This is a genomic window from Myxococcaceae bacterium JPH2 (assembly GCA_016458225.1).
In the GTDB taxonomy this organism is placed as follows: domain Bacteria; phylum Myxococcota; class Myxococcia; order Myxococcales; family Myxococcaceae; genus Citreicoccus.
This window is the reverse complement of record JAEMGR010000002.1, coordinates 22,579-49,117: the sequence shown is the minus strand read 5'-3', so window position 1 is coordinate 49,117 and position 26,539 is coordinate 22,579. Positions and strand designations below refer to the sequence as shown.

Here is a 26,539-nt window from a genome sequence, read left to right as displayed (position 1 = left end):
CTACCACGCCCACGACGTGTGGAGGCCGTACTGGCCATCGCGCGTGTCGAGGCTGAGGAACGAGAACTGTCCCTCCGAGCAGGTGCCGCTGTTGAGGAAGAGGCGGTCTCCATGCTCCACGCGCAGGCCCAGGTGCGTGTGCCCGGTGACGACGATGTCCGCCTCGCGCTGGTGCGCGCGCTCGATGGCCCAGCGCTGAAACGTGCAGCGCGTTGGGTCCGGCAGCGCGCCGCTCAGGCGCAGGTCCACCGCTTGGAGCGCGCGGAACATGGCGCGCAGTTGCAGCCGTTTCAGCCACGCCCCCGCCCACACCGAGGCCTCGGAGATCCACCGCGCCTTGCGGATGACCCAGTCGTGGCGGTGCCCGTGGGTGAACAGCATCCGCACGCCGTTCGCTTCGAGGAGCAGCTCCTCCGGAGCGCCGAGCACGCGGCCCGCCACCAGGTCGTGGTTGCCGTGGATGTAGTGGTACTGCGGGCCCGCGAAGCGCCGCACCAGCTCGGGGTGCGCCGCCCGCGCGGCCGCCAGCTCTGCCTCCTGCCGGCGCGGGGCCCGAGCGGTCAGCGTCTCGTAGATGTCCCCCAACAGCACGATGCGCTCGAAGTTGCTCTCCAAGAAGCGCAGGAAGCGGAGGAACACGGAGTCGTCGTGCCCGAAGGGGTCCACCGTGTCGTGGCGGCCGAGATGGAGGTCCGAGATCACCGCGATGCGCATGACGACTCCTCCTGTCCGGGCATGGGCGGAACAACCGTGACCCGAGCGGCCCGGTTCCCACGTCCCAGGATGTGCCGCGCGGCTCGACCGGCCGCCCGGTGACGTGACACTCCCATCCACCCGAGCGCGCGGTCCCTCCCCCTGAGGGCAGCCCGGCGTTCGTGCCGGCGCGGCTCCACTCGCGTCACCTCCCGTCCTCCCAACAGTGCGGCACGTGCCCCAGGAGGCCAATCGACAGGGACCGACCAGCCGACCGATGCCTGCCGTCAGTCCCCTGGGACCGCCGCCCCCCTCCCATCCTCCGGACTCCAGCATCACCGGGGCCTCGAAGTGTTGCGTTTGTGTTCATTTGACACTAACATTGTGTCATCAAGACACGAACATGAAGGGCAAGGGGGAAGACGATGGTCCTGGGCTACATGAAGGCGGCGCCGACGACGTACGTGATGCACTTCCAGGCGGGGAAGGTGCGGCGGGAGGGGGCGGGCCTGTCGTTCCTGTACTGGAAGCCGTCGGCCACGTTGGTGACGGTGCCGTTGGCGAGCGCGGACGTGCCGTTCGCGTTCAACGAAGTGACGCGGGACTTCCAGGCGGTGACGTTGCAGGGGCAGCTCACGTACCGGGTGGCGGAGCCGCGCAAGCTGGCGGCGCTGCTGGACTACTCACTGGGGCCCACGGGGCGTCATCGCTCGGAGGACCCGGAGAAGCTGCCGGAGCGGCTGGTGCAGGTGGCCCAGGTGCGGGCGCGCACGGTGGTGCAGTCGCTGCTGCTGCGAGAGGTGCTGGTGCGCTCGGCGTCCATCGAGGCGCAGGTGCTCGCGGCGCTGGCGGAGTCCGAGTCCGTGCGAGCGTTGGGCGTGGAGGTGATGGGGTTCTCGCTCCTGTCCGCGCAGCCGACGCCGGAGATGGCGCGAGCGCTGGAGGCCGACGCGCGCGAGGGCCTGCAGCGACAGGCGGATGAGGCCATCTATGCGCGGCGCAACGCGGCGGTGGAGCAGGAGCGCCGCATCCGCGAGAGCGAGCTGGCCACGGATTTGGCGGTGGAGGAGCGCCAGCGGCAGATTCGCGAGGCGCGCATGTCGGCGGACATCGCGGTGGAGGAGCAGCGCTCGGCGCTGATGGAGCGCTGGAGCCAGAACGAGCGGCAGGCGGCGGACGCCCAGGCCTACGCGCTGGAGAAGCGCCTGGCGCCGGTGCGCGGCATGGACTGGAAGACGCTGATGGCCACGTCGGCCAGCGGCAGCGACCCGGGGACGAACATCGCGCTGGCCTTCCGCGAGATGGCGGAGAACGCGCAGCGCATCGGCGAACTCAACGTGTCGCCCGACTTGCTCCAGGCGCTGCTGACGCCGGGCACGGCGGGGAAGGGCCGGCGCACGGAAGGCGCTCCGGCGGGCCGCGAACGCTAGAGGGGAGGGCGTCATGTTCGAGAAGGTGGTGCTCGTCACGCGCAAGACGCGGCTGGCGGACCTGGTGGTGCGCTTCAACACGCGCAAGCAGGCGAAGTTCTACGTGGAGCGCGCGGGGCAGGACTTCGCGGACTTCGAGGCGGAGGACGCCGCCTACCGCCGCGCGGTGGAGGCGCTGCGCGGCGCGCTGGAGCTGGGCTTGCCCGTGCAGCAGGTGGACCGCGCGCTGGTGCCCACCTTCCTCTTCACGGGCAAGGAAGTGGTGGTGACGCTGGGGCAGGACGGGCTGGTGGCGAACGTGGCGAAGTACGTGGGGGAGCAGCCGCTCGTGGGCGTGAACCCGGATCCCGAGCGCTTCGACGGCGTGCTGTTGCCCTTCCTCCCGAACAAGGCGCGCGGCGCGGTGGCTCGCGTGCTCGAGGACACGGCGAGCTACCGTCGGGTGCGGTTGGCGGAAGCGGTGCTGGGAGACGGGCAGCGGCTGCGCGCGTTCAACGACTTGTTCATCGGCGCGCGGACGCACGTATCGGCGCGCTACCAGCTCCAGCACGCAGGGAAGCGCGAGTCCCAGTCCTCCAGCGGCGTGCTCGTGTCCACGGGCGCGGGCGCGAGCGGCTGGCTGTCCTCGGTCTTCACGTTGGCGCGGAGCCTCACCGCTCAAACAGGGGGCGTGCCGGGGACGCCGTGGAAGTTGACGTGGGAGGCGCCCCGGCTGGCGTTCGTGGTGCGCGAGCCCTTCATCAGCCGCCACTCCAGCGCGGACATCGTGGGCGGCATCGTCACGACCCAGCAGGAGCTGGTGCTCGAGTCGCGCATGCCGCAAGGGGGCGTCATCTTCGGCGACGGCATGGAGGACGACTTCCTCGCCTTCGGCGCGGGCGCCACCGCTCGCATCCGTCCCTCGGACGCGTGCGCGCGGCTGGTGGCGGCTTGAGGTCGGTTCGGACGCGTCCGGCATGGGGCCCGGCTGACCCGCGATCCGTGCGGCGGAGAGGACCCGCGCCTGCTTCCCAGGTGGGGAACCGGACGGCGGGCGGGCGCGATCCGCAAGCATCTCGCAAGTCGCACGGGCATCAGACAGGATGGGGAGAGACACGCCCCGCTCCCCGTCTGGCAGGCGACATCCCGTCGCTTTCCCGGGCCTGAAAATCCAGGCATGGTGGGCAGGGCCGCCTTACCTTGGGACCAAGGGTCTGACTCAGGCACAAGGCTGAAGGCGGAAACTTTCGCCGGGGTTGCGCAATGCGGCGTTCAGGCGTAGGACGCAGCCTCCGGGGGGTTGGTCAGGAGTCGAACATGGTCGGCCTCGTCATCGCATCGCACGGGCGTCTCGCGGAGGAGCTGGTGGCCACCGCCGAACAGATCGTGGGCAAGTTGCCCGCGGTGGCAACCTGCAACATCGAGCCGGGCACGTCCGTCGAGGACCTGCGGGTGAAGATGAAGGACGCGGTGCGCCGCGTGGACGAGGGGGACGGCGTCATCCTGATGGCCGACCTCTTCGGAGGTACGCCCTGTAAGGAGTCGCTGATGATGTGTCAGCGGATGAACCTGGAGGTGCTGGCGGGCGTCAACCTCCCCATGCTCCTCAAGGCCAACTCCCTTCGCTCCGAGCAGCTCTCCCTCCCGGAAATGGCCAACCAGCTGGCTTCCTACGGCCAGCGCAACATCACCTGTGCATCCGCCCTGCTTCGCGAGGCCCAACAGCAGCCGCGAACTTGACGGACCCACGCACGTGGGCGATTCGAGTCCGCTGTGATCACCCTGGTCCGCGTCGACAACCGCCTCATCCACGGTCAGGTCGTCGAGGCCTGGCTGCCCTACCTCAAGGTGTCCCGCGTGGTGGTGGCGGACGATGAGGCGGCCTCCAGTCCTCTGATCCGCGCGGCCATGGCGCTGGCGGTGCAAAGCGCCATCGAGGTGCAGATCCTCCCCTTGTCGCAAGTGGACTTCGCGGCGCTCTCCCGAGACGGCGTGAAGACGCTGGTGCTGCTGCGGGACGTGGCGAGCGTGCCCCTGGCGTACGCGCACGGCCTGGCCCTGGAGGAGCTGAACCTGGGCAACGTGCACTTCGGCACCGGGCGGCGGCAGGTGTCGCCCTCGGTGTTCCTCGCGGAGGCGGAACTTCAGACGCTCCAGCAGCTCTCCGAGCGCGGGGTGCGCGTGGAGGCCCGCGCCGTGCCGGTGGAGAAGCCGGTGGCGCTGCCGGACCTGACCGAGCGCTGGGCGAAGGCGGGGTGAGCCCGTGAGCGTGGGGTGGACCCAGGTCGCGCTCGCGGGGCTGTGGGGCGGCGTGGTGGCCGTCGAGCGCAAGGCCTTCCTCCAAGCCATGCTCGCGCGCCCGCTGGTGGCCGCCACCTTCATGGGCGGACTCCTGGGCGACGTGGCGAGCGGCCTCGCGGTGGGCATGCTCCTCGAGCTGTTCTACCTGGGCACCGCCAACCTGGGCGCCGCGCTCCCGGACAACGACACGCTGGTGGCCACGGGCACCTCGGCCGCGGCGGCCACGTTGACGCTGGCCACGGGCGCGGGCTCCACGCCCGCCATCTGGTCGCTCTCGGTGCTGGTGTTCATCGGGCTGGGGCGGGTGGGGCGGCGGATGGATCGGCTGATGGAGGGCTACTCGGCGCGGCTCGCGCGGGTGGCGCTGTCCTCGGCGGAGAAGGGCAACCTCCAGCGCGCGATGCGGCAGAACCTGTGGGGCATCTGGCCGCACTTCTTCCTCTACGGCTCGGTGACCGCCGCGTGCGCCCTGGCGGGCTTCTTCCTGGAGCCGGTCATGGTGGCGCTGCCCAACCGGCTGGTGCGCGGGCTGGCGTGGGCCTATCCGGCCATGGCCTCCGTGGCGGCGGCCATCGCGGCGCAAGGGAGCCACGCCAAGCGCGCGCCGCTGTACGCCGGGCTCGCGGCGGCGGTGGTGACGGCGGTCCTGGTGCTGCTCAACCGGCAGGGGCTGCAGTGAGCACCTCCGCGGCCACCGTGCGAGACGCCTCGCTGCCGGCGCACGTGCTGCTGCGGGTGTTCCTGCGCTCGCTCTTCCTCCAGGCCTCGTGGAACCCCAAGGGCATGCAGAACCTGGGGCTGGCCTACGCCGTCTATCCCGCGCTGGAGCGGCTGTATCCCGCCGGGCCCGCGCGCGAGGAGGCCGTGCGCCGCCACCTCGTCTTCTTCAACACGCACCCCTATGTGGCGGCGGCCATCGTGGGCGGCGTGGTGAACCACGAGCAGCGCATCGCCCGAGGCGAGGAGTCGCCGGACCGGGTGGTGGCCTTCAAGGCCGCGCTGATGGGGCCGCTGGCCGCGCTGGGAGACGGCTTCTTCTGGCTGTCGCTCAAGCCGGCGGTGGGCGCGGTGTGCGCCACGCTGGTGCCGCTGTTGGGCGTGTGGGCGGTGGCCCTCTTCCTGGTGCTCTACAACCTGGTGCACGTGCTGCTGCGCGTGCGGCTGTACTGGCTGGGGCTGTTCCTGGGAGACCGGCTGGTGGAGGCGGTGGCCCGGGTGAACCTGCCCACCAAGGGCGCTCGGCTGCGCGCGGTGGCCGCCGCCAGTGCCGGTGGACTGGCGGCGTGGCTGGCGGTCAGCTTCGGCGCCGCGGCGGGAGGCGAGAACGCGCCCTTCCTCGCGGCCGGGTGCCTGGCGCTCGGCATCGCATCCTATGTGCTCGTCACCCGACGGGTGCCCAACTACGTGGTGCTCTATCTCGCCGCGGGACTCGCGTGCGCGGCGGGCGCATTTCTCTAGAAAGCAGAAGAGAGGTGGGAGTCTCGATGTCTACCGTGGCCGAAGGCACCTACGAGATCATCAATGCCCTGGGGCTGCACGCCCGGGCGGCGGCGCAGATGGTCAAGGTGGCCAACCGCTTCAAGAGCGACGTCACCATCGAGGCCCAGGGGCAGCGGGCCAACGCCAAGTCCATCATGGGCGTCCTGATGCTGGCGGCCGCCCAGGGCACCCAGGTGAAGCTCACCTGTAAGGGCGACGACGCTGACCCGTGTCTCCAGGAGTTGGCGAAGCTCATCGCCGATCGTTTTGGAGAGTCGAAATAACAGGAGAGAATGCGGTTCAACCCCCGGTGAAGAAGGATTCGTGAGCAGCCAGGCCACCCCCACGCTGAAGTTGACGGGCATCGGTGCCTCCCCCGGCATCGCGGTGGGGCACGCCTTCATCCTGGATCGCAAGCGCATCCGCACGCCCAAGCTCCGCCTCGCCGAGGCGGAGGTGGAGCCCGAGCGGATGCGGATGAAGACGGCCATCGACCTGTCGGACCGTCAGCTCGCCGAGTTGAAGGAACAAATCACGCGCACGGAGGGCAGCGACCACGCGCTCATCCTGGAGGCGCACCGGCTGATGCTCCACGACCCCATGCTCGTGGACGAGGTCAACCGGCTCATCGTCGAGGACCGCATCAACGCCGAGTGGGCGGTGCGGCGCACGGCGCGGAAGATCAAACACCTGTTCGACAACATCCCGGACGAGTACTTCCGGGAGCGCCGCTCGGACGTGGACTACGTCGCGGACCGCATCATCCGCAACCTGATGGGCCAGGTGGTGGACGAGGAGGTGGAGGTCCCCGCCGAGGCCATCGTCGTGGCGCATGACCTGTCCCCCGCGGACGCGTCCCTCATGGCGCGCAGCGGACGGGTGGCGGGCTTCGTCACCGACCTGGGCGGCCAGACGAGCCACACCGCCATCGTCGCGCGAGCCCGCGAGACGCCCGCCGTGGTGGGCGCGGGCCGTGCCAGCGAGCAGATTTCTCCCGGCGACCTGGTAGCGCTGGATGGCATCCGGGGCCTGCTGCTGGTGAACCCCACGGAGGATCAGCTCGCCCTGTTCCGCGAGGAGCAGCGGCGCTACCACGAGAGCGAGCAGCTCGCGCTGGCCACCAAGGACCTGCCGGCGGTGAGCACGGACCACTTCCGGATCCGTCTCAACGGCAACATGGAGTTCCTGGAGGAGATCCCGTCGCTCCTGGCGCACGGCGCGGAGGGCATTGGCCTGTACCGCACCGAGTTCATGTTCCTGGACCGGAAGACCGCGCCCACGGAAGAGGAGCACTACCGCGCCTACAAGCAGGTGCTGGAGGCGATGGGCGGCCGTCCCGTCACCATCCGCACGCTGGACCTGGGCGGCGACAAGGTCCCCGGCAAGACGAAGCACGAGAAGGAACCCAACCCGGCCATGGGCCTGCGGGCCATCCGCTACTGCCTGGCCAACCGCGAGCTGTTCCGCGTGCAGCTCCGCGCGCTGCTGCGCGCCAGCGTGCATGGGAACCTGCGGCTCATGTTCCCGCTCATCTGCGGCGTCAGCGAGCTGCGCGAGGCGCGCAGTGAGCTGGAGGCGTGTCGCACGGCGCTGGGCCGCGCGGGCGTGCCCGTGGGCAAGCGCTTCCCGGTGGGCATCATGGTGGAGACGCCGAGCGCCGCGGTCATCGCCGACCGTCTGGCGCAGGAGGCGGACTTCTTCTCGGTGGGGACCAACGACCTCATCCAGTACTCGATGGCCATCGACCGGCAGAACCGCGAGGTGGCGTACCTCTACCGGCCGCTGCACCTGTCCGTGCTTCGCATGCTGCGCGACATCGTGGGCGCGGCGAAGGCCGCCAACATCCCCGTGTCCATGTGCGGCGAGATGGCGGGCGACCCGCTCTACGCGCTGGTGCTGTTGGCGCTCGGCTTCGACGAGCTGTCCATGACGTCCGGGCAGATTCCGGTGGTGAAGCGACTGTTGCGCCGGGCGGACCGCTCCGAGGCCCTCAAGCTGCTCGAGGGCGCCATGGAGCTGACCACCGCCGAGGAGATCGAGCGCTTCGTCCGCGCGGAGATGGAGCGCCGGTTCTCGGGCGGAGAGGAGCTGGTGCTGTCCTCGCCGGCCCACGCGCCCAGGCCGGAACCCGAGTCCGAGCCGGTGTCCTGACGCCGAGGAGGCGGACCCTTGCTGCCTCGGCGGCCCTTGGGGACCGCCTGCGCGCCACCGCGCGGGATGGCCAAGCTTCCCGAGATGGGGGAGCGAGGCATGACCAAGCCAGCGGACATCCGGACGGGCATGACGGTGCGGGACCGGGATGGCGAGCGGCTGGGAGACATCGTCTCCGTGGACGCGCGCGGGATGACCTTGGAGGAAGGGGCCCCGTGCGGTCGAGACCACCCCCTGCCGTGGTCCGAGGTGACGGCCGTCGACGGCGACGACGTGTACCTGGGCAAGGACCTGGCGAGCCTGCCTCCCTCGCTGCCCGGCGACCTCAAGAGCCGCTGGGCGGGCCGCCTCCACTGGCTGGGCTGGGGGCGGCCTCGGCGCTTCGTCCATGAGCTGACGGGCGCCTTCAAGCGCGCCACGGGCTCGCCGTCGCCGCGCTCGGACACGTGAGGCGCTTCAGGACTCGGGCAGCTTCGCCACGACGATGGCGTCGTTGGGCGAGGGCCAGCCCAGCCCGGGAAAGTCCACGCGGAACAGCTCTTGGGGCAGGGGCGGCGTGCCTCCCCAGTAGGGCCAACTGCAGTGGATGAACTCGCTGGGGCGCCACATGGCGGGGTAGTCCGCGAGGTACTCCAGGTGGCGCTCGCGCATGTAGGCCCAGAGCGCGTGCCGCTTCAGCGCGCGTGCCGCGTCCTCGTTCACCACGCCGTCCAGGTTCACCACCGTCTGCGGCGTGACGTAGGCGATGATGCCCGCGTTGAACGCGCCCACCACGGCGCCCTCGGGCAGCCGTTCAACGATGGCGAGGCCCGTGGTCAGCATCTCCGCCTGCCAGGGATAGCTGGGGACATCGCGCTGCACGCGCAGGCGCTCCAGGTCGCGGCCCATCGTCAGGGTCGTCGCGCCCAGGAGCAGCACCCCCGCCAGCGAGGCCCGCGCCGCGCCCCCGTCCTGCCACAGCCGCGCGAGCGCCGCGGGGGCCAGACACACCAGCAGCGCGCTCGGGACGAAGTACCAGGGGCGCGGCAGCCACCGCACGTAGCCGTGGATGAAGTGCAGCGCCAGCAGGCCCGCGCCCAGCCCCACGAGCACCGTGGCGGGCAGCGCCGTCTCCAGCGACAGCGCGCGCCGCAGCACCGCGTGGCCCAGCGCGGTCGCGACGAGCCCGGCGGTGCAGAGCAACAGGAGGTGGACGAGGGGCTCGCCCAGGAACACCTCGGTGGAGTCCAGCGCGTGGAGGAAGACTTCCCAGCCGTGCGCTCGTGCCTGGGCCGCGCCCGCCTCGGGATGGACGCGGCTCCAGTTGGCGTGGAAGAGCCACGGGACGGCGGTGGCGCTGCTCTGGAGGAAGGCGCCGGTGCGCACCCAGTTGAGCAGGCTCAGCGCCGCAACGCCGGCCCCCGCTCCCCCCGCCACCACCGCCGCGTCGCGCCACCACGCGCGGCGCATGAGCAGCACCGCGCACGCGGGCGCCAGGATGACCAGCGCATCCGAGCGCGCCAGCAGCGTGAGCACCAGCAGTCCCGCCAGCGCCACGGCGCGCGCTCGCGAGGGGGCCTCGGTGTAGCGAATCAGGCCCAGCACGCTGGCGGCCAGCAAGGCCAGCGCGAGCGCTGTCTCCAGGCCGTTGAGTGTCTCGCGCACCACCCAGGGGTTCACCGTCAGGCACGCGCCCACGGCCACGGCCAGGTCCCAGCGCTTCGCCCACTTCCACGCGATGCGCGCCACCAGCGTGGAGGCCACGGCCATCAGCGCCGTGGCCAGCCACAGCGAGGCCACCACGGGCTCGGTGCTGCCCGCGGGGTGGAAGGCGAAGAGCGGAAGCAGGAGGCCCAGCCACAGCAGGTGCAGCCCCGTGGCCGGCGCCGTCCCGTCGAACGTCACGCCCTGGCCCGCCCAGACGCGGTGGGCAATCTCGAAGTAGTAGAACGCGTCGTCCGGCAGCACGCCCGTCACGAGCGCGCCGAAGTGGGCATGCAGCCAGTTCCAGCGCACCACGGCTGAGAGCGCGAACGCGCCTGCTCCCAATGCCAGCCAGCGCCAGCCGTCGCGCATCCACCCGAGTATCGCCAGTCCCCCCAGTCGCAACCCGCGCATCTGGCTCCTGCTCCGTGAACCCCGTGAAGGGGCTGGAAGCTAGCAGGTGGCAGGCGCACTGCTGGTGGAATCAGTCGTCCAAGGGCGGCACGGGCGTGCGCCCCTGTTTCACGCGATAGCGGAGGATGGCGCGCTCCACCGGGCGCAGCGCGACGAGGGACAGCAGGGCGAGTCCCACGGTGCCGCCCGCCGCGGCGTAGAAGCCCATGCCCGAGGTCATCCCCACCGAGGCCGTGAGCCACAGGTTCGCCGCGGTGGTGAGCCCCGTCACCGTGCCGCCCTGGCGCAGGATGACGCCCGCGCCCAGGAAGCCGATGCCCACCACCACCTGGCTGGCGATGCGGCTGATGTCCGCCCGCGTGCCCTGGGGCAGCACGCCTTCACCCAGGCTCACCTCGGTGAAGATGCTGGCCAGGGTGAAGCAGCACGAGCCGAGCGCGACAATCATGTGCGTGCGCAGCCCGGCGTTCTGGCCGCTCACCTCGCGCTCGAAGCCCAGGACGCCCCCGAGCACGGAGGCCAGAGCCAGCCGGAAGACGATGGTGCGCGTGTCCACGAAGGGGAAGGCTACTCCCCCAGGTCGATCTTCTCGTCCTTGTCCGCGTCCGTCAGTTCGGGATTGGGCAACGTCTCCAGCGTGGCCACCAAGAGCTTGTACGAGGGGACGACGTACGGCTCCACGCTCGGCCCGAACTGCTGCACGTACTGCTCGGTGCGCTCCACGTACTTCGCGTCCTTCGAGCCCCAGCTCCCCGCGGACTCGACGGCCCATACCTCCTGGCCATCCCGGCAGCGCAACAGCTGCGCCTTCACCGCCGCCTCCACGCCGTCTCCCACGCGCTTCACCTGCGGGGACAGCCACAGCACGCCCTCGATGCCCTCGACGCATTGCTCACGGAAGGCCGCGTCCGCGGGCTGGCCCGGCAGCGCCACGTTGCTCTTCACGAGGAAGTCGCGGTTCTGGTTCACCCACTGGCGCGCGATGAGGCTCCACAGCTCGCCCACCTCGGCCTTGTCGTCGGGCAGGGGCTGCGTCACCACCGCCAGCCGCTTCACCTGGAGCCGGTCCACCTGCGCGTAGTCGTCGCGCAGCCGCTGGCTCTTCACCGTGGAGGCACAGCCCGCCAGCACCAGCAGGCCCAGCACGGGCCCCAGTCGCTTCATCATCATGATGTTTCCCTCTCCCTGCGTCCCCGCGCGCCCGGTTGGCGAGCGCGCGGGTCGTATCCGAATCCGTGTCGGGGCCGGCCTAGGCCGCGCGGGTCTCGGAGGCGTCACCGCCCGCGACGGACCCGGAGTCCTTCGCGCGCGCCTCGTCACGCTGCCGCTTGTCATGCATGAGCTGCATCACCGCCGCGAGCACCGTGAAGGACACCAGCAGCGTGGTGATGAGGCCAATGCAGGCCACCATGCCCATGGAGCGCAGGCCGTGGTGGCTGGCCACCAGCAGCGCCGCGAAGCCCGCCACCGCGGTGAGCGTGGACGAGGCCACCGCCGCGCCCACGCTGCGCAGCGCCACCAGGGGCGAGGTGCCCTCCAGGAAGCGGTGCAGCAGGTAGAGGCCGTGGCTCACGCCGAAGCCCAGCAGGATGGGGAGGATGATGATGTTCATGAAGTTCAGGCGCAGGTCCACGAGCGCCATGAAGCCCATCATCATGCCCAGGCCCACCGTCAGCGGGATGACGGACGCCAGCGCCAGCTTCGCGTTGCGGAAGTCGGCGAAGTGCATCACGAGGATCCACAGCGCGGTGAGGATGACCGTGAGCTTCGCGTCCTTGAGCACCATGCGCGCCAGGCTGGCGTAGAGCTGCGTGGCACCCGCGGCGCGGAACTCCTTCTCCACCGGCGCGCCCACCGGGCCGTTCGTGTACTTGCCCGGCGTCACCATCGCCTTGATGGAGCGCGTCTGGTCCGCGAACTGGAGCATCTGCTTGCCGTCCCACAGGTCCACGCTCGGGTAGATGAACGTGAGGTAGCCGTGGTTCTCCACCTTCGTGCTGGGCAGGTGACGGAACTGCGTGGCGTAGATTTCCGGCACGCCGTTCACGTCGAACGGGCGCGCCTGGAGCATCTTCATGAACGTCGCGGCCTTGTCCTGCGTCTCCGGAGGCAGCGAGGCGACGTCGATGTCCTTCAGCTCGTCCTGCCACTCCTGGAGAATCTTCGCGTTGGCCTGGGCGATCTCCGCCGGGGGCACGAAGGTGAAGAGGCTCATCACCTGGGAGATGGCCGGGCGCTTCTTCGGGTCCTTCGTCAGCTCCTGGTACAGCGCCTCGGTCTCCGCCAGGTCCTTCGTGTAGATGGCGAGCGGATCGCTGGCGATCTTGAAGCGCAGGTTGATTTCATCCTGCAGCACCACGGACGGCTGGTTCGCCGGCATCAGCGCGCGGGTGTTGTAGTTGAAGCCCACGCCGTGCGGCAGGCGCTCCCAGAAGGACATCCCGTCCTTCACCTCGCCCGCCTTCCACGGGAAGGCGCACGCGCACACGACGGCGACGATGACGCAGCCCACGGCCAGCACCAGCCCGGGGCGCGGGATGCGCAGCTCGGCGCCGGACTTGCTGTTGACCGGCGGCGGCGCCATCACGCCGATGAGCTTCTTGGGCAGCTCCGGGTTGCGGCGGCCCGCCATCGCGAGCAGCGCCGGGCACCACGAGAAGAGCGTGAAGCCCAGGAACAGGGTGCCGCAGCCGGCCAGGAAGCCGAACTGGCTGAAGCCGCGGAACTCGCTGACCATCAGCACGAAGAACGAGCCGGCCACCACCACCGCGGACACCAGCGCCGGGCGCCCCGCGTTGATGACCGCGTCGCGGATGGCCACGTCGTATGTCTTGCCCGCGCCCAACTCCAAGCGCGTGCGGAAGATGAAGTGGATGCCGTAGTCGATGCCGAACCCCATCAGGATGCCGCCCAGGATGGAGGTGATCATGTTCAGCTCGCCCACCACCAGGTACGTGAAGCCCAGCGTGTAGAGCGTGCCCGCCACCGTGCCGGTGACGACGATGAGCGTGGGCGCCCACTTGCGGAAGAACACGATGGTGATGGCGAAGATGGCCAGGAGCGCGATGATGGTCACCGGCTCCAGCGACTCCTCGATGGCGTACGAGTCATCCACCGCCGTCTTGTAGGAACCCGTGAAGCCATAGGCGACCGTCTTCGAGTCGCCCATCTTGTAGTAGTCCTCCACGAGCTGCGTGCCGGCCGGGTTCGTGTTCGAGTACTCGGCCAGGTCCTTGCGCAGCTTCTCCACGTACGTCTTCGTCTGGCCAATCTGGTTGGTGTCCCACATCGGCTTGATGAGGAGCAGCAACAGCTTGCGGTCCGGCGAGATGTAGTAGTCGTCCGCGATGCTCTTGTTGCCGACGCTGGAGTACTTGGCGATGAGGTCCGCCAGGTCGAGCTTCACCGGCTCCGTCTTCTTGATCTCGATGTAGAACGGGTTGTTGCGGCGGATCTGATCCTTGAGGAAGGCCATGATGCGGCGCTTGCCCTCGGCCAGGTCCTCGGTCTTCACGAAGAGGACCATGTTCTGCTGCACGAACTCGACGGGAATCTTGTACGTGACCGAGCGCGCGTTCTGCTTGTCCGCGGCGATCTTCGCGGCCAGGTCGTCCGCGACGCGCTTGAGCGCGACCTCGTCATCGCCGCGCAGGGCGACCATGAAGAAGCCGCTGCCGCCCACCATGTCGATGACGCGCTTGACGTCCTTCACCTCCTGGAGGTCCTGGGAGATGAGGTCGAGCTGGTTCGAGTTGATGGTGAGCTTGGATGTGCCCCAGAGCGCCAGACCGAGCAGCAACAGCAGCACGGTCATCACGGTTCCGGGACGTTTGACCAGCAGCTCGGCGTAAGCGACGGCCAGTCGGGGCGGGGGATGCGAGGAAGGAGCGCTGCTCATGGCCGCGCGACCCTAGCGGCAAACGCCGCCGCCCGGAAGCCGAAGCCCCAGTGCCTGTCTGCCCCCTGGGCGCGGGCCCGGAAGGAGGGGCCCGCCGGCCTGTCACCGGGAATACACGCCTCAGTGACCGCCGGGCTCCGAGGCTTGGATTCCGGATGCCCCCGCCGAGGCCGCCGGCTCGTCCCGGGGCGGCAGGAGGAAGGCCCGAGGGTCCAGGAGGAAGTGGATGATGACCACCCGGACGAACCGCAGGGCCTCCCGGAGGGGCACGTCGCGGGCGCGCAGCGCCACGGCCAGCGCCAGGGCGAAGGACACGCCGAAGTTGAGCAGTCCGATGATGCCAATGCCCAGCACCGCGGCGAGGAAGTCCGGCTCGAGCACGGCCTCGGGCCCCAGCGAGCACCCCGCGAAGGCCAGGGAGCCGAACGACAGCGTCACGTGCCGTACGTCCAGCGGTACCCCGAAGAAGCCCGCCACCCCGGGCGCCACGGCGAGCAGCACGCCGAGCGTCACGCTGCCGCCCACGCCCGCCGCGTGGTGCATCAGCCCGTCCGCCACCTTGCGCGCGCCCGACTCGCCCAGGACCGCCCGCAGGACGCGGTGATGCGCGAGCGCCTCTGGAATCTGGCGATAGACGACGAAGTTCTCCAGCCAGCCCGCGGCCACGCTGGACACCCACAAGAGCACGCCGGTGAAGGCCGCCCAGAGCAGCGCGGCGCTGTGCCAGGGGTGCAGTGACTCCACCACGTGCTGGGCCTTGTCCGCGGACAGCAAGGGGTGGCCCATCACGCGCTGAAATATCAGCGCCACGGCCACGGCCACGGGCAGCACGCAGCCCAGGTTGCCCAGGGCCGCCGCGAGCTGGGAGCGGGTGATGCGCGGGACCAGCTCGGCCAGGCGCTCCAGGCGGCCGTGTTCGTCGGTGTTCTCGCCCACCGCGCCGGCCAGCGTGGCCGCCGTCATGGAGGGCTGCTTGGTGGCCAGGGTGAAGCCCAGGAACTGCATCACCACGAAGCTGCCGGCGTAGTTGAGCGCCGCGAAGAAGCCCGCGAAGAAGGGCGCCAGGGACAGGCTGCCCAGGAAGAACTTCATCGCCGCGGTGCCCGCGGTCAGCAGGCCTCCGCCCGCGGCCGAGTGCACCATGCCGTGGAACTCGGCGCGCGTGCCGGTGATGTAGTGCTCACCCGAGTGCCCGGCGCGCTCGATGATCTTCCGCGCCAGGAGGCGCACGTTGCGCCGCACCAGCGCGCGCACCGAGCGGTCCGCGTGCGCATGGCCGAGCAGGTTGGACAAGAGCGCCAAGCCCTCGCGCCAGCGGGCCTCGCCTCGGGGCGCGCCCAGCACCCGCGCGATGGCCTCCATCCGGTCCAGGCCGCGGCGGATGCGCTCCAGGCGGTACACCAGGTCCACGCTGACGCCCGCGTCCTCCAGGTGCCGGGACACGGTGGCCACCACCTGACGGCAGTCCGCCACGCTCGTGGTCACCTCGCGCAGCGTGTCCGGCGCGCCGTCGCGCGCGAGCACCGCGTCGCAGACCAGCCGCAGCCGCAGGAAGGGCGACGCGCGGAAGGCCACCTCCAGGCTGCGGTCCCGCACGTCCTCCGCCAGCCCCTGCGCCGCGGTCTGCACCGCGAGGAACAGCAGCGCGTCCATCAGGTCCGCGCGCACGCGGGCGCCCGGCACCACGTCGGGCGGCACGGGCTCGCCCACCAAGGCGGACAAGCGCGCGAGCAGCGGGGGGGACAACGCCGCCAGCCACTTCGAGTCCTCCGGCACCGGGAAGACGCGCAGCAGCAGCTCCGACAACTGACCGGGCGCGGGCGGCGCGGGCAGCAAGCGCCGCGCGACGCGATCGCTGACCTCGGAGAAGAACCCATCGCCCGCGGGCAGGCCCACCTGCGCGAAGAGCTTCAGCCCTCGACTGCCGGCGCACACGCCAGACACCAGCCGGGTGAGGGTCGCGCGCATCGCGCTCTCGCCCTCCAGCACGCGCACCAGCAGGGCCAGCCGCGAGTTCGCCGCGGAAGTCCCAGGCTCATCGGCGTCCACCAGCCCGTGCGCGGGGATGCGGTCGCGAAGCCAGAGCACCCAGCGCTCCACCCACGCGAGCCGAGCCTCCAGGCCCTCGGCCGGAATGTCCTCCAGCAGACGGAACAGGTCGCGCACCGCGGGGTGACCAGGCGCGCGAGGCGCGTATTGAACGGCGAAGGCATCCACCTCGCGCTCGGAGGGCGCGCTGCGGGCCGGCGGCTTCTGGGCGGGAGTGAGGACGGTCATTCGCCAGGCGCTCGGTGTGAGGGGAGAGGCGGAGAGTACCCGCCTCGCGCATCCCTCGGAACCTCGATGATGACCGGGAGCCTGGCTGCCCGGTCACCTCGGCACGACGCTCGCTGGATTACTTCACCTGCACCGAAGCGAGCTCCTGGTTCTTCTTGCGCATGGCGCCCAGGAGCGCATCCCAGCCGCCCTCCTTCATGAGCGGGCGGACCTGATCATCCCGGATGCCCTTGAGCATGGAGTCGCCGAGCACTTCCACGTCCACGACCTTCCAGGTCGTCCCGTCCTTGGCCATGGTGTACTTCAGCTTCATCTCCTGCTTCTTCAGCGGGTGGTTGATGAAGATGGTGGAGCCCAGCTTCGCCTCGGCGCCGTTCACGTCGGGCGCGTCGTAGGTGATGGAGGCCAGGTTCTTGAAGTTCTCGCGGACCTTGGGGAAGGCCATCTTCGCGAAGAGGGTGTGGAAGAGCTGCAGGAACTCGGTGCGCTGGGCCTTGGTCGCCTTGTCCCAGTCCTCGCCGAGCAGATAGCGGCCCTGCTGCTCGCCTCCGAAGTTCTCCAGCGCCTTCAGGTCCTTCTCATAGCGGACCGACTGCACCACCGTCTTCACGGGCTTGACCACCGCCTCGTTGGCGGCCGGCGCGGCGAGCGCAGGCAAGGCGAAGGTGAGGGCGGCCAACAGGGAGAAGGTGCGGAAGCGTGCGTTCATACGATTCGTTTTCCTCGGGATAGCGGCGGGTTCCTGTTAGCCCAGGGGAACGGCTGGCGCAGGACAAAATTCAGCGTCAGACCCCGCGTGTAGTGTCGCCAGATGTTCGCCTGCTCGCAGGGCGCAGCCCCCGAATGTAGCGCCCCACTTGCGGGTTTGACTCTGCTAGGACCGCACGTTTACTGTCCGACCCGCGCACAGTCGTAGAAAAGCGCAAGCTCCGAGAAGACATGCCTACCGACTTCCTGTTCACGTCTGAATCCGTCACCGAGGGCCACCCGGACAAGATCGCCGACCAGATCTCCGACGGGGTGCTCGACGCCATTCTCGCCAAGGACCCCCAGGGCCGAGTCGCCGTGGAGACGCTCGTGAAGACGGGCCTCGCCATCGTCGCGGGTGAGGTGACGACGAACTGTTACGTGGACATCCCGAAGATCGTCCGCGCGACCATCACGCGCATCGGCTACACGGACAGCTCGATGGGCTACGACGGCAACACCTGCGGCGTCATGGTGGCCATCGAGGGGCAGAGCCAGGACATCGCTCGGGGCGTGGACAACAAGAAGGAGCAGGGCGCCGGCGACCAGGGAATGATGTTTGGCTTCGCGTGCGACGAGACGCCGGAGCTGATGCCCGCCCCCATCCACTACGCCCACGCGCTGACGCGCCGGCTGGCGGATGTGCGCCGCAAGAACCACGACTGGATCCGTCCGGACGGCAAGAGCCAGGTGACGGTGGAGTACCGCAACGGTCGCCCGGTGCGCATCGACGCGGTGGTCGTCTCCACGCAGCACTCGGATGACGTCTCCAACAAGAAGATCCAGGAGGCCATCCGCGAGGACGTCATCATCAAGGCGCTCCCCAAGAAGCTGATCGACAACAAGACGAAGTTCTTCATCAACCCGACGGGCCGGTTCGTCATCGGCGGTCCCATGGGCGACTCGGGCGTGACGGGTCGGAAGATCATCGTCGACACCTACGGCGGCATGGGCCGTCACGGTGGCGGCGCGTTCAGCGGCAAGGACCCGTCCAAGGTGGACCGCTCGGCCGCGTACATGGGCCGCTACATCGCCAAGAACGTGGTGGCCGCCGGCCTGGCGCGCCGCTGCGAGGTGCAGGTCTCCTACGCCATCGGCGTGGCGGAGCCGGTCAGCGTGATGGTGGAGACGTTCGGTACGTCCACCGTTCCGGAGGAGCGCATCGCGAAGGCCGTGCGTCAGGTCTTCGGCCTGAAGCCGCGTGAGATCACCGAGCACCTGGACCTGCTGCGGCCCATCTACCAGAAGACCGCCGCGTACGGTCACTTTGGCCGGACCGACAAGGAGTTCACCTGGGAGCGCACCGACAAGAAGGATGCGCTGCGTGACGCGGCCGGTGGCGCGGCGTCCTCCCGGCTGAAGGCGGTCTGAGACACGCAGGGGCGCGGGCCTTGGGCTCGCGCGCCTCGCTTCGCTGAAGCCCACGCGCTCGCTCCTGAAGGGGGGCGGGCGCGTTGTGCTTTCAGCGACCCGTGAGCGAGGCACCACGCGAGATGAGGCTCAGGGCTTGGGCGGCGAGGGCGGTGCGGGGAGCCCCGCCTCGGTGAGCGGGATGGGCTCCAAGGCAGGGATGGGGACGTCACTCCACTCCGGCTCGTCGTCGTTCGGCATGATGGGATAGCGGGTGAGCCCCTTCAGGGCGATGAGCCTCCCGAAGGTGGTGGCGTCGTTCCACTTCAGCATGCTGGTGCCCATCAGGATCTGCTGCCCCGCGCCCACGGCATCCGAGTCCGAGAACACGACCGTGAAGGGCAGGGACCAGTTGTCCTTCAGTCCGGGAACGAGCCCGAGGTGCCCGGTGGTCAGGTCGACGAGGAAGTCATCGCCGTCCATCTCCACGTGAGGCAATGGCTCGGTGAAGCGCTTCGGGAAGAGCCAGCGGACCACGGGCGCGCCGTTCGCGGTGCGAGCCACGGCGAGCTGACGCGTCGTTCCCGTCGCGGGCGCGGGGTTCATCGGCGACCACCAGATTTCCAGATGATCCGTGCCGAGCAGCGCTTTGTCCCCCATCTTGGCACTGGCGAAGATCGTCACGTCGTCGGTGACGTGGATGCGCAGACGCACGCGGTCCGGTGCCTCCATGAACAGCGCGCCCACCTGCACATGGGGGTGCTCCCCTTCACGCTGGTTCTTGGGGACGCGGATGAGCCGGTTGTACGTGGGGACGGGCGTGCGTGGGGGCGTGGCGAGCACCGGAATCAGTCCGCCCCTGCGATCCCGAATGGTCGACGGCAATGCGAGGTTTGTATGGTCCCGATTCAGGCATTGGTACCAGCTCGATTGCGTGAAGAACATCTCTGCCCAGTTCTCGCCATGTGAGGCCCAGGACTGGCTGTCGCCGCACTGAGCGAGGGCGTTGCGGACATCCTGGGTTTGCCCGCGGGAGATCGTGACGAGCTTTCCTTCACGAAACGCGACGCCTCCTATCGCGGAGCCCGCGTCATTGGGCAGGTTCACGACGAGCTGGAGCTGGGTGGCGGGCGGGCCCGGGGGCACGGGCTTGGGTTCCGGGCACGGATCCTCGGACCCCTCGAGGTTCGGGTGCAGGCTCCAGAAGATGCCGGGGTCCTGTTCGACGACGAAGAGGGCGTCATGGCCACCATTGGCGGTCGTTTGGCAGAGCCACGCGACGTGCTCCAGCGCGGGGTCTTCATCGAGCTGGTAGTCATTGAGCCACTGCACCGTGAAGGCTCGGTCGTGCGCGTAGGTCTCCACCTGCTGCAGGAAGGTCGGCGGGGTGGCACCAGCGGGCGAGGCGAGCAGGACGAGGACGGCGAACAAGAGTCCAGAGCGCATGAGGGACCCAGGCAATGGGTGAGGGCTACAGCATCTCCCGGAGGTCGTGCCACGAGAGCGCAGCCAGGATGTCACAGCAGTCCCTGGGCGCGCAGGGACGCGATGGCGGCGGCCAGCGCGGGATGGGGTGAGGGGAGGGGCCCCGTGGGCGTCTGGACCTCGCTGACGAAGACGAAGGCGCCATGCCGCGTGGCCACGTGGCCTACCAGCCACGTCACGTTGCCTTCGGGGCTCAGCGCGGATCCAGTCTTGGTGCTGAGCACCGCGCCGTCCTTCCAAGGGCCCGCGAGGTCAATGCCGTCCCGAACGTGGGCCACGCTGTCCGCGCGCTGCACGAGCATGCCTTGCACTGTCTTCAAGGTCTGGGCGCTGACCGGGAGCTGGCCTCGGTACATGCGCGCCATGAAGGCGAGCTGCTCCTCCGCGGAGATGCGCAGCGGGCCGTTGAGCCAGAACTTCGTGATGTCGCCCGAGGCGTCCTGGTTGCCGTAGTCGAAGCGCTTCAGCCACGCCTCCTCGCGCTCGCGGCCGAGCCGGGTGGCCAGACGCTGGAAGACCCACAGCGCAGAGCGGCGCATGGCCGTGTCGAGGGTCTGGTCCTGGTTCCACGCCTCGAGAGAGCGGTGGGCGCCGTCCCACGGAAACACTTCGTCGGGCGTGGCGACGCCCGCCTCCAGGGCGATGAGCGCGTGCGGGACCTTGAAGGTGGATGCCGGTGTCAGGCGCTCACGGCAGCGAGCCGCATCGTTGAAGGCCACCTCGCCCGTTTCGAGGTCCATCAGCCCGAAGCAGCCGGGATGGTTCGTGGCGAGTCGCATGGGTGTGGGCCGGCCGGTGGCGCATGCGGTGCTCGCGAGGGCAATGAGGACGATGCATCGAACGAGCTGAAGCGGGCGCTGCGCCATGCGAGGGACTCCCGGATTGGAGAACGTGAGGCGCGGCTCGCGAAGCAAGGGATGCGCCAGCCGTGGGCGGCCAGTTTCCGGGGGGAAGCGTGGCTGGTGCGACACGATGGAGTGGTCTGCGGGCCACACCTCGCAGGTCCTGCTCGGCCCATCTGTGCGCGAGGCGGCGTTTCCCAAAGGGCGCGGTGGCGGTGTCCCATCTCCGAACGCAGTGATGGGCCCATGACGACCTCCACCGTGCATCGGCTGGTCCAGGTGGCTGACTATGAGCGTTACATCGGCGCCGAGGCCGTGGAGCGCATCCTGAGCAAGGCGCGCCCGCTGCAGGACCTGCGCGTGGCGCACGTCAACTCCACGTACTACGGCGGCGGGGTGGCGGAGCTGCTCTCTCCGCTCACGCTGCTGATGAACAGCGTGGGGCTCGTCACCGAGTGGCGTGTCATCCAAGGCCCGCCGGACTTCTTCAACATCACGAAGAAGATGCACAACGCGCTGCAAGGTGGGTGCATCGACCTGACGTCGCGCAAGCGCCGCATCTACGAAGAGGTCGTCTACGAGAACGCCGTGCGCAACCGGCTGGACCATGACCGCGTCGTGATTCATGACCCGCAGCCGCTGCCCATCGTGCAGCACAGCCGCAAGCGGGGCCCTTGGGTGTGGCGCTGTCACGTGGACCTGACGCGGCCCGACCCCACACTGTGGGCCTATCTCAAGCCGTTCCTGGATGCGTACGACGCCGCCGTGCTCACCATCCCCGAGTACGAGCAGGACCTCCCCATCCCCCAGCGCTTCTTCCTGCCCGCCATTGATCCGTTCTCCATCAAGAACCGCGAGCTGACGGAGAAGGAGATCGACGAGCGCCTCGCGTACCACTGCATCCCCACGGACCTGCCCCTGGTGGTGCAGGTGTCGCGCTTCGACCGCTGGAAGGATCCCGAGGGCGTGGTGGCCGCGTATCGGCTCGCGTGTGAGCAGGTGCCTTGCACGCTGGTGCTCCTGGGCAACATGGCCGCGGACGACCCCGAGGGTCAGGAGGTCTACGGCCACCTGCACCGGCACCGCTCGGACCGCATCCTCCTGCTCAGCCGCGAGGACACCGCGCTGGTGAACGCGCTCCAGCGGCGCGCGGCCGTCGTGGTGCAGAAGTCCCTGCGCGAGGGCTTTGGCCTCACGGTGACCGAGGCCATGTGGAAGGGCACGCCCGTCATCGGCGGCAACGTGGGCGGCATCCGCCACCAGATTCAGGATGGCCATAACGGCTTCCTGGTGGACTCGGTGGAGCAGTGCGCCGAGCGCATCGTGCAGTTGCTGAGAGACCCCGCGCTGCGCCACACCCTGGGCCAGCGGGCGCGCGAGACGGTGCGCGAGCGCTTCCTGCTCACCCGCTACCTGGAGCAGTACCTGGACCTCTTCAACGGCTTCGAGGCGCGCTTCCACCTGCGGCCGACGGCGGCGTGTTCGCGCTGAGATTCCTCGCGCATATCGCCACCACGGGAGAACCTTCGTAGCGTCTCCGGGAAGATTGCTCAGCCCCTCCGTTGAGGAGGCAGGGACTGCGGCATCGGCCAGGGGACTGACGTGTCGGCGAACAAGGCTCGCAAGGCAGGGTGGCGTTGGGCGTCGGTGGGGCTCGTCCTGGTGCTCGCGGCGGGCGCGGGCACCTTCTGGTGGGTGTTCTCGGCGAGGGGCCATGGGGCGCCCGCGGACCCCGCGCTGTGGCGCGCGGATGCGGCCTCGCGGGTCATCGAGGCGCGCGTGAGCCTCGCGGCGGCGGATGTCTACCGTCCCTATGGACCGATGCGGGCGGGCAACACCCCGGTGCCGCCGCCTCCGCTCCAAGCGCTGGCCCGGCTGGAATCGCAAGGCGACGTGCACGGACTGGCCGTGGCCTATCTCGTGCGCGGCGAGGCGGCGCTGGCGGCCCCATATCTGGAGAAGGCGGAGAACTCGCCGGATGTGGCGTGTGACCGGGCGTTGATCGCGTTGGACCGACGGGACCCGGCCCAGGCGCTCACGCTGCTGGACGGTGTGCTGCGGACCCGGCCGCGCCACGCGCAGGCGCTGTGGAACCGCGGGCTCGTGCTGCGTGAGCTGGAGCTGTGGGCCCTGGCTGCTCGGAGCTTCGAGGCCGTGGCGGCCCTGGGCGAGACGGGCTGGGCGCAGGAAGCCAGTGCGCGCGCCCAGGCGCTGCGCGACCGGCTGGCGTCCGAGCGACAGGGCTGGAGTCAGGCGATGGCGATGGGCAAGGCGTTGGTGGAGGGCACGGCGACGGTGCCCTCGGACGCGCTGCGCGCTCATCCCGGGTTCATGCGCATGTATCTCTACGAGGCGATCCGCGCGGCCGGTTCGGTCGAGCGGCTGAGGACTCTCGGGCCGATGGCGGAGGCCCTGGATGCGCGCTTTGGTGGCACGGCGCTGCGCGATGCTCTTCGCTGGGCGCAGGCGCGGGACTTCCGCGTGCGCGCGCCGCTGGCCGAGCGCTACCGGGAGCTGTCTCTCAAGCGCCCCGTGCCGGGAGGAATGCCCGCGTTCCTGACGGAGCTGCGCCGCGCGGGAGAGCGAGACCTGCTCATGGGGGCGCTCGTCACGAATGGCGAGGTCGCGGCGAACCTGGAGGAGTACGCGTCGCTCGCGCGACAGGTGGGCGACCCGTGGTTCGTGTTGCTCGCGGAGCAGGAGCGCGCGGCGTCCATCGCGGACCAGGGACAGTTGCTCCAAGCCGAGCAGGTGCTGCGCGGCGCGGCGGCGCGATGCGAGGTCCAACCGCTGGGCTATCGCTGCGGCCCCATCTACTCCGCGCTCGGTGAGCTGTATCGCCAGTTCCACCGCGTGCCCGAGGCCATCCAGGCGGTGGAGTCCGCGCGGGCGGCGTACCGGGGCGATGGCTCGTGGAGCGAGGTGCGCTACCTCATGCAGCTTGGTCAGCTCGCGCGGTTCCAGAAGAACGCCGCGCTGGCCGTGGCGTACCTGGACGAGGTGCTGCTGCGCCGACCGGACGACTGCGCCACGCGCCAGTTCGTGCGAGCCAATGATGCGTACGCGCTGCTGCGCGAGCTGGACGTGAAGGGCGCCCGCGCGAGCATGCGTGAGGCGCTGTCCTGCCCGGGGCCGCTGTCGCTCGTGGGCGCGGACACGCTGGCGGACCTGGCTCGGCTGAGTCCGGATGCGGATCAGGACGCGCGGCTCGTGGCGGGACTGGAGGCGCGACTCCAGGACGGGAAGCTCCAGCCGGGGCAGCGGGTGCTCGCGCGCTACATCCAGGGGAACTACCTGGTCGGGAAGGACCGTGCCCAGGGCGAGGCACTCCTTCGGCGCGCGGTGGACGAGGCGCGCCAGTTGCCCGAGTACAACGTGGATGCGCGCAAGGCTCGCGCCTACAGCCAGGCGGCGCTCCTCTACGCGGCGGGGCGCGCGGGCGACTTCGCGCGGGCCGAGGCCCTCTTTGGCGAGGAGCTGGGCACCGCGCTCCCAGGGCGCTGCACGCTGGCTGTGAGCGCGGACCTGGAGCGTACGCTCGTGGTCATGCGCGGGCCCGATGGGAGCTTGCGCGGAGCGTTCGATGCATCGCGCACGGCGCCGTTGGGCGAGGACGTGCGGGGACTGATACCAGCCGCTTGGGTGGGTGCGCTGCGCTCATGCGAGCGCGTGGAGGTGGTGGCGCGCCCCCCGCTGCACGGCCGCGCGGGCCTGCTGCCCGAGGACGTCGCGTGGGCCTACTACGGCGCGCATCCCGCCGTGAGCGAGACATCGGTTGGTGGCTCGCGGCGGTTGGTGGTGGCGAACGTGGATGCGCCCCCCGAGCTGGGACTGCCTCCCTTGGGCATCTGGCGGTCCTCGGCGCAGGACGTGACGCTGCTGTCCGGCGCGGAGGCGACGCCCGGTCGCGTGCTGGAGTCCATGGCGGACGCGACGGAGATTGAGATTCACGCACATGGCTTGGTGAACCCGAGCTTGTCGGAGGCGTCGCTGCTGGTGCTGTCCCCGGAGTCGGGCGGGCGCTATGCGCTCACGGCGGGAGAGGTGCGCGCGGCGCGGCTGCATGGGCAGCCGTTGGTCATTCTCGGGGCGTGTCGCGCGGCGCGCTCGGCGCCGTGGATGTACGAGCGCTTCAGCTTGCCCACGGCGTTCATCGAGGCCGGTGCGCGCACCGTGCTCGCCGCGACGGTGGATGTGCCGGACGCGGAGGCGGCGCCGTTCTTCGACGCGGTCCGCGGTCGCATCGCGAAGGGGCAGCCTGCTGCCATCGCCCTGCGTGACACCCGCCTGGAGTGGATGGCGCGCGCGCCGTCGACCTGGGCCCGGTCGGTGCTTGTCTTTGATTGAGTTGTCGTTGGCGGTTTCGTGACGGGAGGGGAGACATCATGAGGAAGCTGCTGTGGGGAGTGGTGTTGTGCGCATGGATGGGGAGCGGGTGCGCGCTGTTCGAGAACCGGCCCGAGGGCACCGAGACCTCGCGCCCTCCCGAGAACACGTGCGCGGATCCAGGCCGGGCTCCGAGCCCTCCTGTCCTGCGGGGCCTGCGTGAGGTGCCGTCGCTGCCGCTCGAGTCCACGACCCAGGTCGTGATGGGGTACTGCCCCACGACGGGGGCGTACATCGCGCTGGGCGTCGACGCGAACCACCGCGCGTTCACGTTCTACGTGGGCGGGGGCAGCTCGACGCGCAACGCGTTCACCTCGCAGGTCCACGCCTCCGGGGTGCCGCTCGTGACGTACACGCGGATCCTCACGGTCAAGCCCCGGCCGTCCATGACGCTGACGCCGCCGGTGCTCTTCGACCCGTGTGCCCAGGCCCTGCTCCAGGATGTGCCAGGCGCGGCGAACGCGAAGCTGACCGCTCCGGGCGGGGTGGACGCGGGCACGTCAGGAACGGGTGGAACGTGCGTGGCGCCGGGAACGCACTGCGAGATTGGCGATGAGCCGCCGAAGGATCCCGACAACCCGAATGGCTGGTGGAACGGTCGTCAGCGGGCGGCCTTCCAGGAGCTGGCCTGGGGCGCTGCCAAGGCGCTCAACACGGTGAGCGTCCGCGCGGACCAATGAGGGAGAAAAGGGTGCTGCCCGAGTGAAGAAGCCACCTTTTTAGGGTGACCTTTCCAGGTCAGGACGGACTCGAACCGTGCTCGCTTTTGAGGGCGATTACCAGGGCGTGTAGGGCCTCTTCGGCCGGGCAGCTCGCTCCTTCACGAACCGGCGGGAAAATCCTGACGGCGGCCTTCCGCTACGCGGGGAAGGTCGCCAGGGTGAGCGATTCGGGGGGCACGGGCAGCTCGCGCGGGAGCTTCCCCACGCCCGACACGTAGCGCCACCCGGTGCCGTCATGGCGGAAGTCGGAGCGCTCCACGAAGGAGCGGTCCTTGCCCTTCTCGAACACCTTCGCGAAGAACAGCACGCGGGCCACGCCCGAGGCGTCCGGTGCCTGTCGGTCCATGACCACCAGCCCGGGGTACTGATGCGCCGCGGCGGAGGCGCGCAGCTCGCGGAGTGCCTCGGCCTCCGGGCGCGCGCGGTCCGGGTGGTCCGGGTGCAGGGTCTTCCAGAGATAGGCCACCTCCCGGAGCGCGAAGGCGCTGTAGCGGCTGCGCATGAGGTGCTCGGCGTCGGGTGCCTCGGCCTCGCCCCGGTGGTAGGGCGCGCAGCACTGGCGATAGCGGAGGCCGGAGGAGCAGGGACACAGGGGCGCGGGAGGCATGGGTGCCGGGAGCCTACCCGCCCTGTCCTCTCGCCGGGGCGTTGAGTACCGGACCTCGTCTCCGGGGTGATGCTTCGCCCTTGCTGGCGAGCAGG

23 protein-coding genes are annotated in these 26,539 nt (G+C 69.9%); 13 read left to right on the top strand and 10 right to left on the bottom strand.

The window, feature by feature from the left end:
- Nucleotides 1–714 (bottom strand): metallophosphoesterase family protein, encoded by a 714-nt coding sequence (locus JGU66_04635; protein ID MBJ6760039.1) that lies wholly within the window; start codon nt 712–714, stop codon nt 1–3.
- 404 nt (nt 715–1,118) lie between these two features.
- Here JGU66_04635 and JGU66_04630 point away from each other — a divergent pair, with 404 nt between their 5' ends.
- The 9 genes from JGU66_04630 (at nt 1,119) to JGU66_04590 (ending at nt 8,483) form a co-directional block, all read left to right on the top strand.
- Nucleotides 1,119–2,123, top strand: coding sequence for an SPFH domain-containing protein (locus JGU66_04630; GenBank protein ID MBJ6760038.1), 1,005 nt, complete (start codon nt 1,119–1,121; stop codon nt 2,121–2,123).
- A 13-nt stretch (nt 2,124–2,136) separates the two neighbouring features.
- On the top strand, nt 2,137–3,057 hold the full coding sequence (locus JGU66_04625) for an NAD+ kinase (GenBank protein ID MBJ6760037.1): 921 nt from the start codon (nt 2,137–2,139) through the stop codon (nt 3,055–3,057).
- A 362-nt stretch (nt 3,058–3,419) separates the two neighbouring features.
- The gene (locus JGU66_04620; GenBank protein MBJ6760036.1) at nt 3,420–3,842 is read left to right on the top strand and encodes a PTS sugar transporter subunit IIA; all 423 of its coding nucleotides are present in this window, start codon (nt 3,420–3,422) and stop codon (nt 3,840–3,842) included.
- Nucleotides 3,843–3,875: 33 nt separating this feature from the next.
- The gene (locus JGU66_04615) at nt 3,876–4,361 is read left to right on the top strand and encodes a PTS sugar transporter subunit IIB (protein ID MBJ6760035.1); all 486 of its coding nucleotides are present in this window, start codon (nt 3,876–3,878) and stop codon (nt 4,359–4,361) included.
- Between the two features lie 4 nt (nt 4,362–4,365).
- Nucleotides 4,366–5,082: a PTS sugar transporter subunit IIC gene (locus JGU66_04610; protein MBJ6760034.1), complete on the top strand. Its 717-nt coding sequence runs from the start codon at nt 4,366–4,368 to the stop codon at nt 5,080–5,082.
- 17 nt (nt 5,083–5,099) lie between these two features.
- Nucleotides 5,100–5,861 (top strand): PTS system mannose/fructose/sorbose family transporter subunit IID, encoded by a 762-nt coding sequence (locus JGU66_04605; protein MBJ6760033.1) that lies wholly within the window; start codon nt 5,100–5,102, stop codon nt 5,859–5,861.
- A gap of 26 nt (nt 5,862–5,887) precedes the next feature.
- Nucleotides 5,888–6,166 carry an HPr family phosphocarrier protein gene (locus JGU66_04600; protein ID MBJ6760032.1) on the top strand — a complete coding sequence of 93 codons (279 nt, stop codon included), beginning with the start codon at nt 5,888–5,890 and terminating at the stop codon, nt 6,164–6,166.
- A 40-nt stretch (nt 6,167–6,206) separates the two neighbouring features.
- Nucleotides 6,207–8,033, top strand: coding sequence for a phosphoenolpyruvate--protein phosphotransferase (gene ptsP, locus JGU66_04595; GenBank protein MBJ6760031.1), 1,827 nt, complete (start codon nt 6,207–6,209; stop codon nt 8,031–8,033).
- Between the two features lie 99 nt (nt 8,034–8,132).
- Complete coding sequence (locus JGU66_04590) at nt 8,133–8,483, top strand: DUF2171 domain-containing protein (protein MBJ6760030.1); 351 nt, start codon at nt 8,133–8,135, stop codon at nt 8,481–8,483.
- 6 nt (nt 8,484–8,489) lie between these two features.
- On the opposite strand, the gene JGU66_04585 is transcribed toward JGU66_04590, so the two are convergent.
- From JGU66_04585 to JGU66_04560, 6 genes are all read right to left on the bottom strand, one after another.
- On the bottom strand, nt 8,490–9,797 hold the full coding sequence (locus JGU66_04585) for a hypothetical protein (protein MBJ6760029.1): 1,308 nt from the start codon (nt 9,795–9,797) through the stop codon (nt 8,490–8,492).
- Between the two features lie 403 nt (nt 9,798–10,200).
- Complete coding sequence (locus JGU66_04580) at nt 10,201–10,686, bottom strand: MgtC/SapB family protein (GenBank protein ID MBJ6760028.1); 486 nt, start codon at nt 10,684–10,686, stop codon at nt 10,201–10,203.
- A gap of 11 nt (nt 10,687–10,697) precedes the next feature.
- Nucleotides 10,698–11,297: an MXAN_6521/LA_1396 family lipoprotein gene (locus JGU66_04575; protein ID MBJ6760027.1), complete on the bottom strand. Its 600-nt coding sequence runs from the start codon at nt 11,295–11,297 to the stop codon at nt 10,698–10,700.
- Nucleotides 11,298–11,379: 82 nt separating this feature from the next.
- Nucleotides 11,380–14,028 carry an MMPL family transporter gene (locus tag JGU66_04570; protein MBJ6760026.1) on the bottom strand — a complete coding sequence of 883 codons (2,649 nt, stop codon included), beginning with the start codon at nt 14,026–14,028 and terminating at the stop codon, nt 11,380–11,382.
- A gap of 120 nt (nt 14,029–14,148) precedes the next feature.
- The gene (locus JGU66_04565; protein MBJ6760025.1) at nt 14,149–16,305 is read right to left on the bottom strand and encodes a site-specific recombinase; all 2,157 of its coding nucleotides are present in this window, start codon (nt 16,303–16,305) and stop codon (nt 14,149–14,151) included.
- Nucleotides 16,306–16,423: 118 nt separating this feature from the next.
- Nucleotides 16,424–17,014 (bottom strand): ABC transporter substrate-binding protein, encoded by a 591-nt coding sequence (locus tag JGU66_04560; GenBank protein ID MBJ6760024.1) that lies wholly within the window; start codon nt 17,012–17,014, stop codon nt 16,424–16,426.
- Between the two features lie 230 nt (nt 17,015–17,244).
- Here JGU66_04560 and JGU66_04555 point away from each other — a divergent pair, with 230 nt between their 5' ends.
- The gene (locus JGU66_04555) at nt 17,245–18,423 is read left to right on the top strand and encodes a methionine adenosyltransferase (protein MBJ6760023.1); all 1,179 of its coding nucleotides are present in this window, start codon (nt 17,245–17,247) and stop codon (nt 18,421–18,423) included.
- A 129-nt stretch (nt 18,424–18,552) separates the two neighbouring features.
- Here the strand turns inward: JGU66_04555 and JGU66_04550 are convergent, their stop codons facing one another.
- Complete coding sequence (locus tag JGU66_04550) at nt 18,553–19,848, bottom strand: hypothetical protein (GenBank protein MBJ6760022.1); 1,296 nt, start codon at nt 19,846–19,848, stop codon at nt 18,553–18,555.
- 71 nt (nt 19,849–19,919) lie between these two features.
- Nucleotides 19,920–20,753 carry a class D beta-lactamase gene (locus JGU66_04545; protein MBJ6760021.1) on the bottom strand — a complete coding sequence of 278 codons (834 nt, stop codon included), beginning with the start codon at nt 20,751–20,753 and terminating at the stop codon, nt 19,920–19,922.
- Between the two features lie 222 nt (nt 20,754–20,975).
- Here JGU66_04545 and JGU66_04540 point away from each other — a divergent pair, with 222 nt between their 5' ends.
- The 3 genes from JGU66_04540 to JGU66_04530 all read left to right on the top strand — a co-directional run bounded on the left by JGU66_04540 (nt 20,976) and on the right by JGU66_04530 (nt 25,795).
- Nucleotides 20,976–22,220 carry a glycosyltransferase gene (locus tag JGU66_04540; protein MBJ6760020.1) on the top strand — a complete coding sequence of 415 codons (1,245 nt, stop codon included), beginning with the start codon at nt 20,976–20,978 and terminating at the stop codon, nt 22,218–22,220.
- A 111-nt stretch (nt 22,221–22,331) separates the two neighbouring features.
- Nucleotides 22,332–25,076, top strand: a complete 2,745-nt coding sequence (locus JGU66_04535) for a CHAT domain-containing protein (GenBank protein MBJ6760019.1) — start codon at nt 22,332–22,334, stop codon at nt 25,074–25,076.
- A gap of 38 nt (nt 25,077–25,114) precedes the next feature.
- Nucleotides 25,115–25,795, top strand: a complete 681-nt coding sequence (locus tag JGU66_04530; GenBank protein ID MBJ6760018.1) for a hypothetical protein — start codon at nt 25,115–25,117, stop codon at nt 25,793–25,795.
- Between the two features lie 178 nt (nt 25,796–25,973).
- On the opposite strand, the gene JGU66_04525 is transcribed toward JGU66_04530, so the two are convergent.
- Nucleotides 25,974–26,444 carry a hypothetical protein gene (locus tag JGU66_04525; protein MBJ6760017.1) on the bottom strand — a complete coding sequence of 157 codons (471 nt, stop codon included), beginning with the start codon at nt 26,442–26,444 and terminating at the stop codon, nt 25,974–25,976.
- Nucleotides 26,445–26,539: the final 95 nt, after the last annotated feature.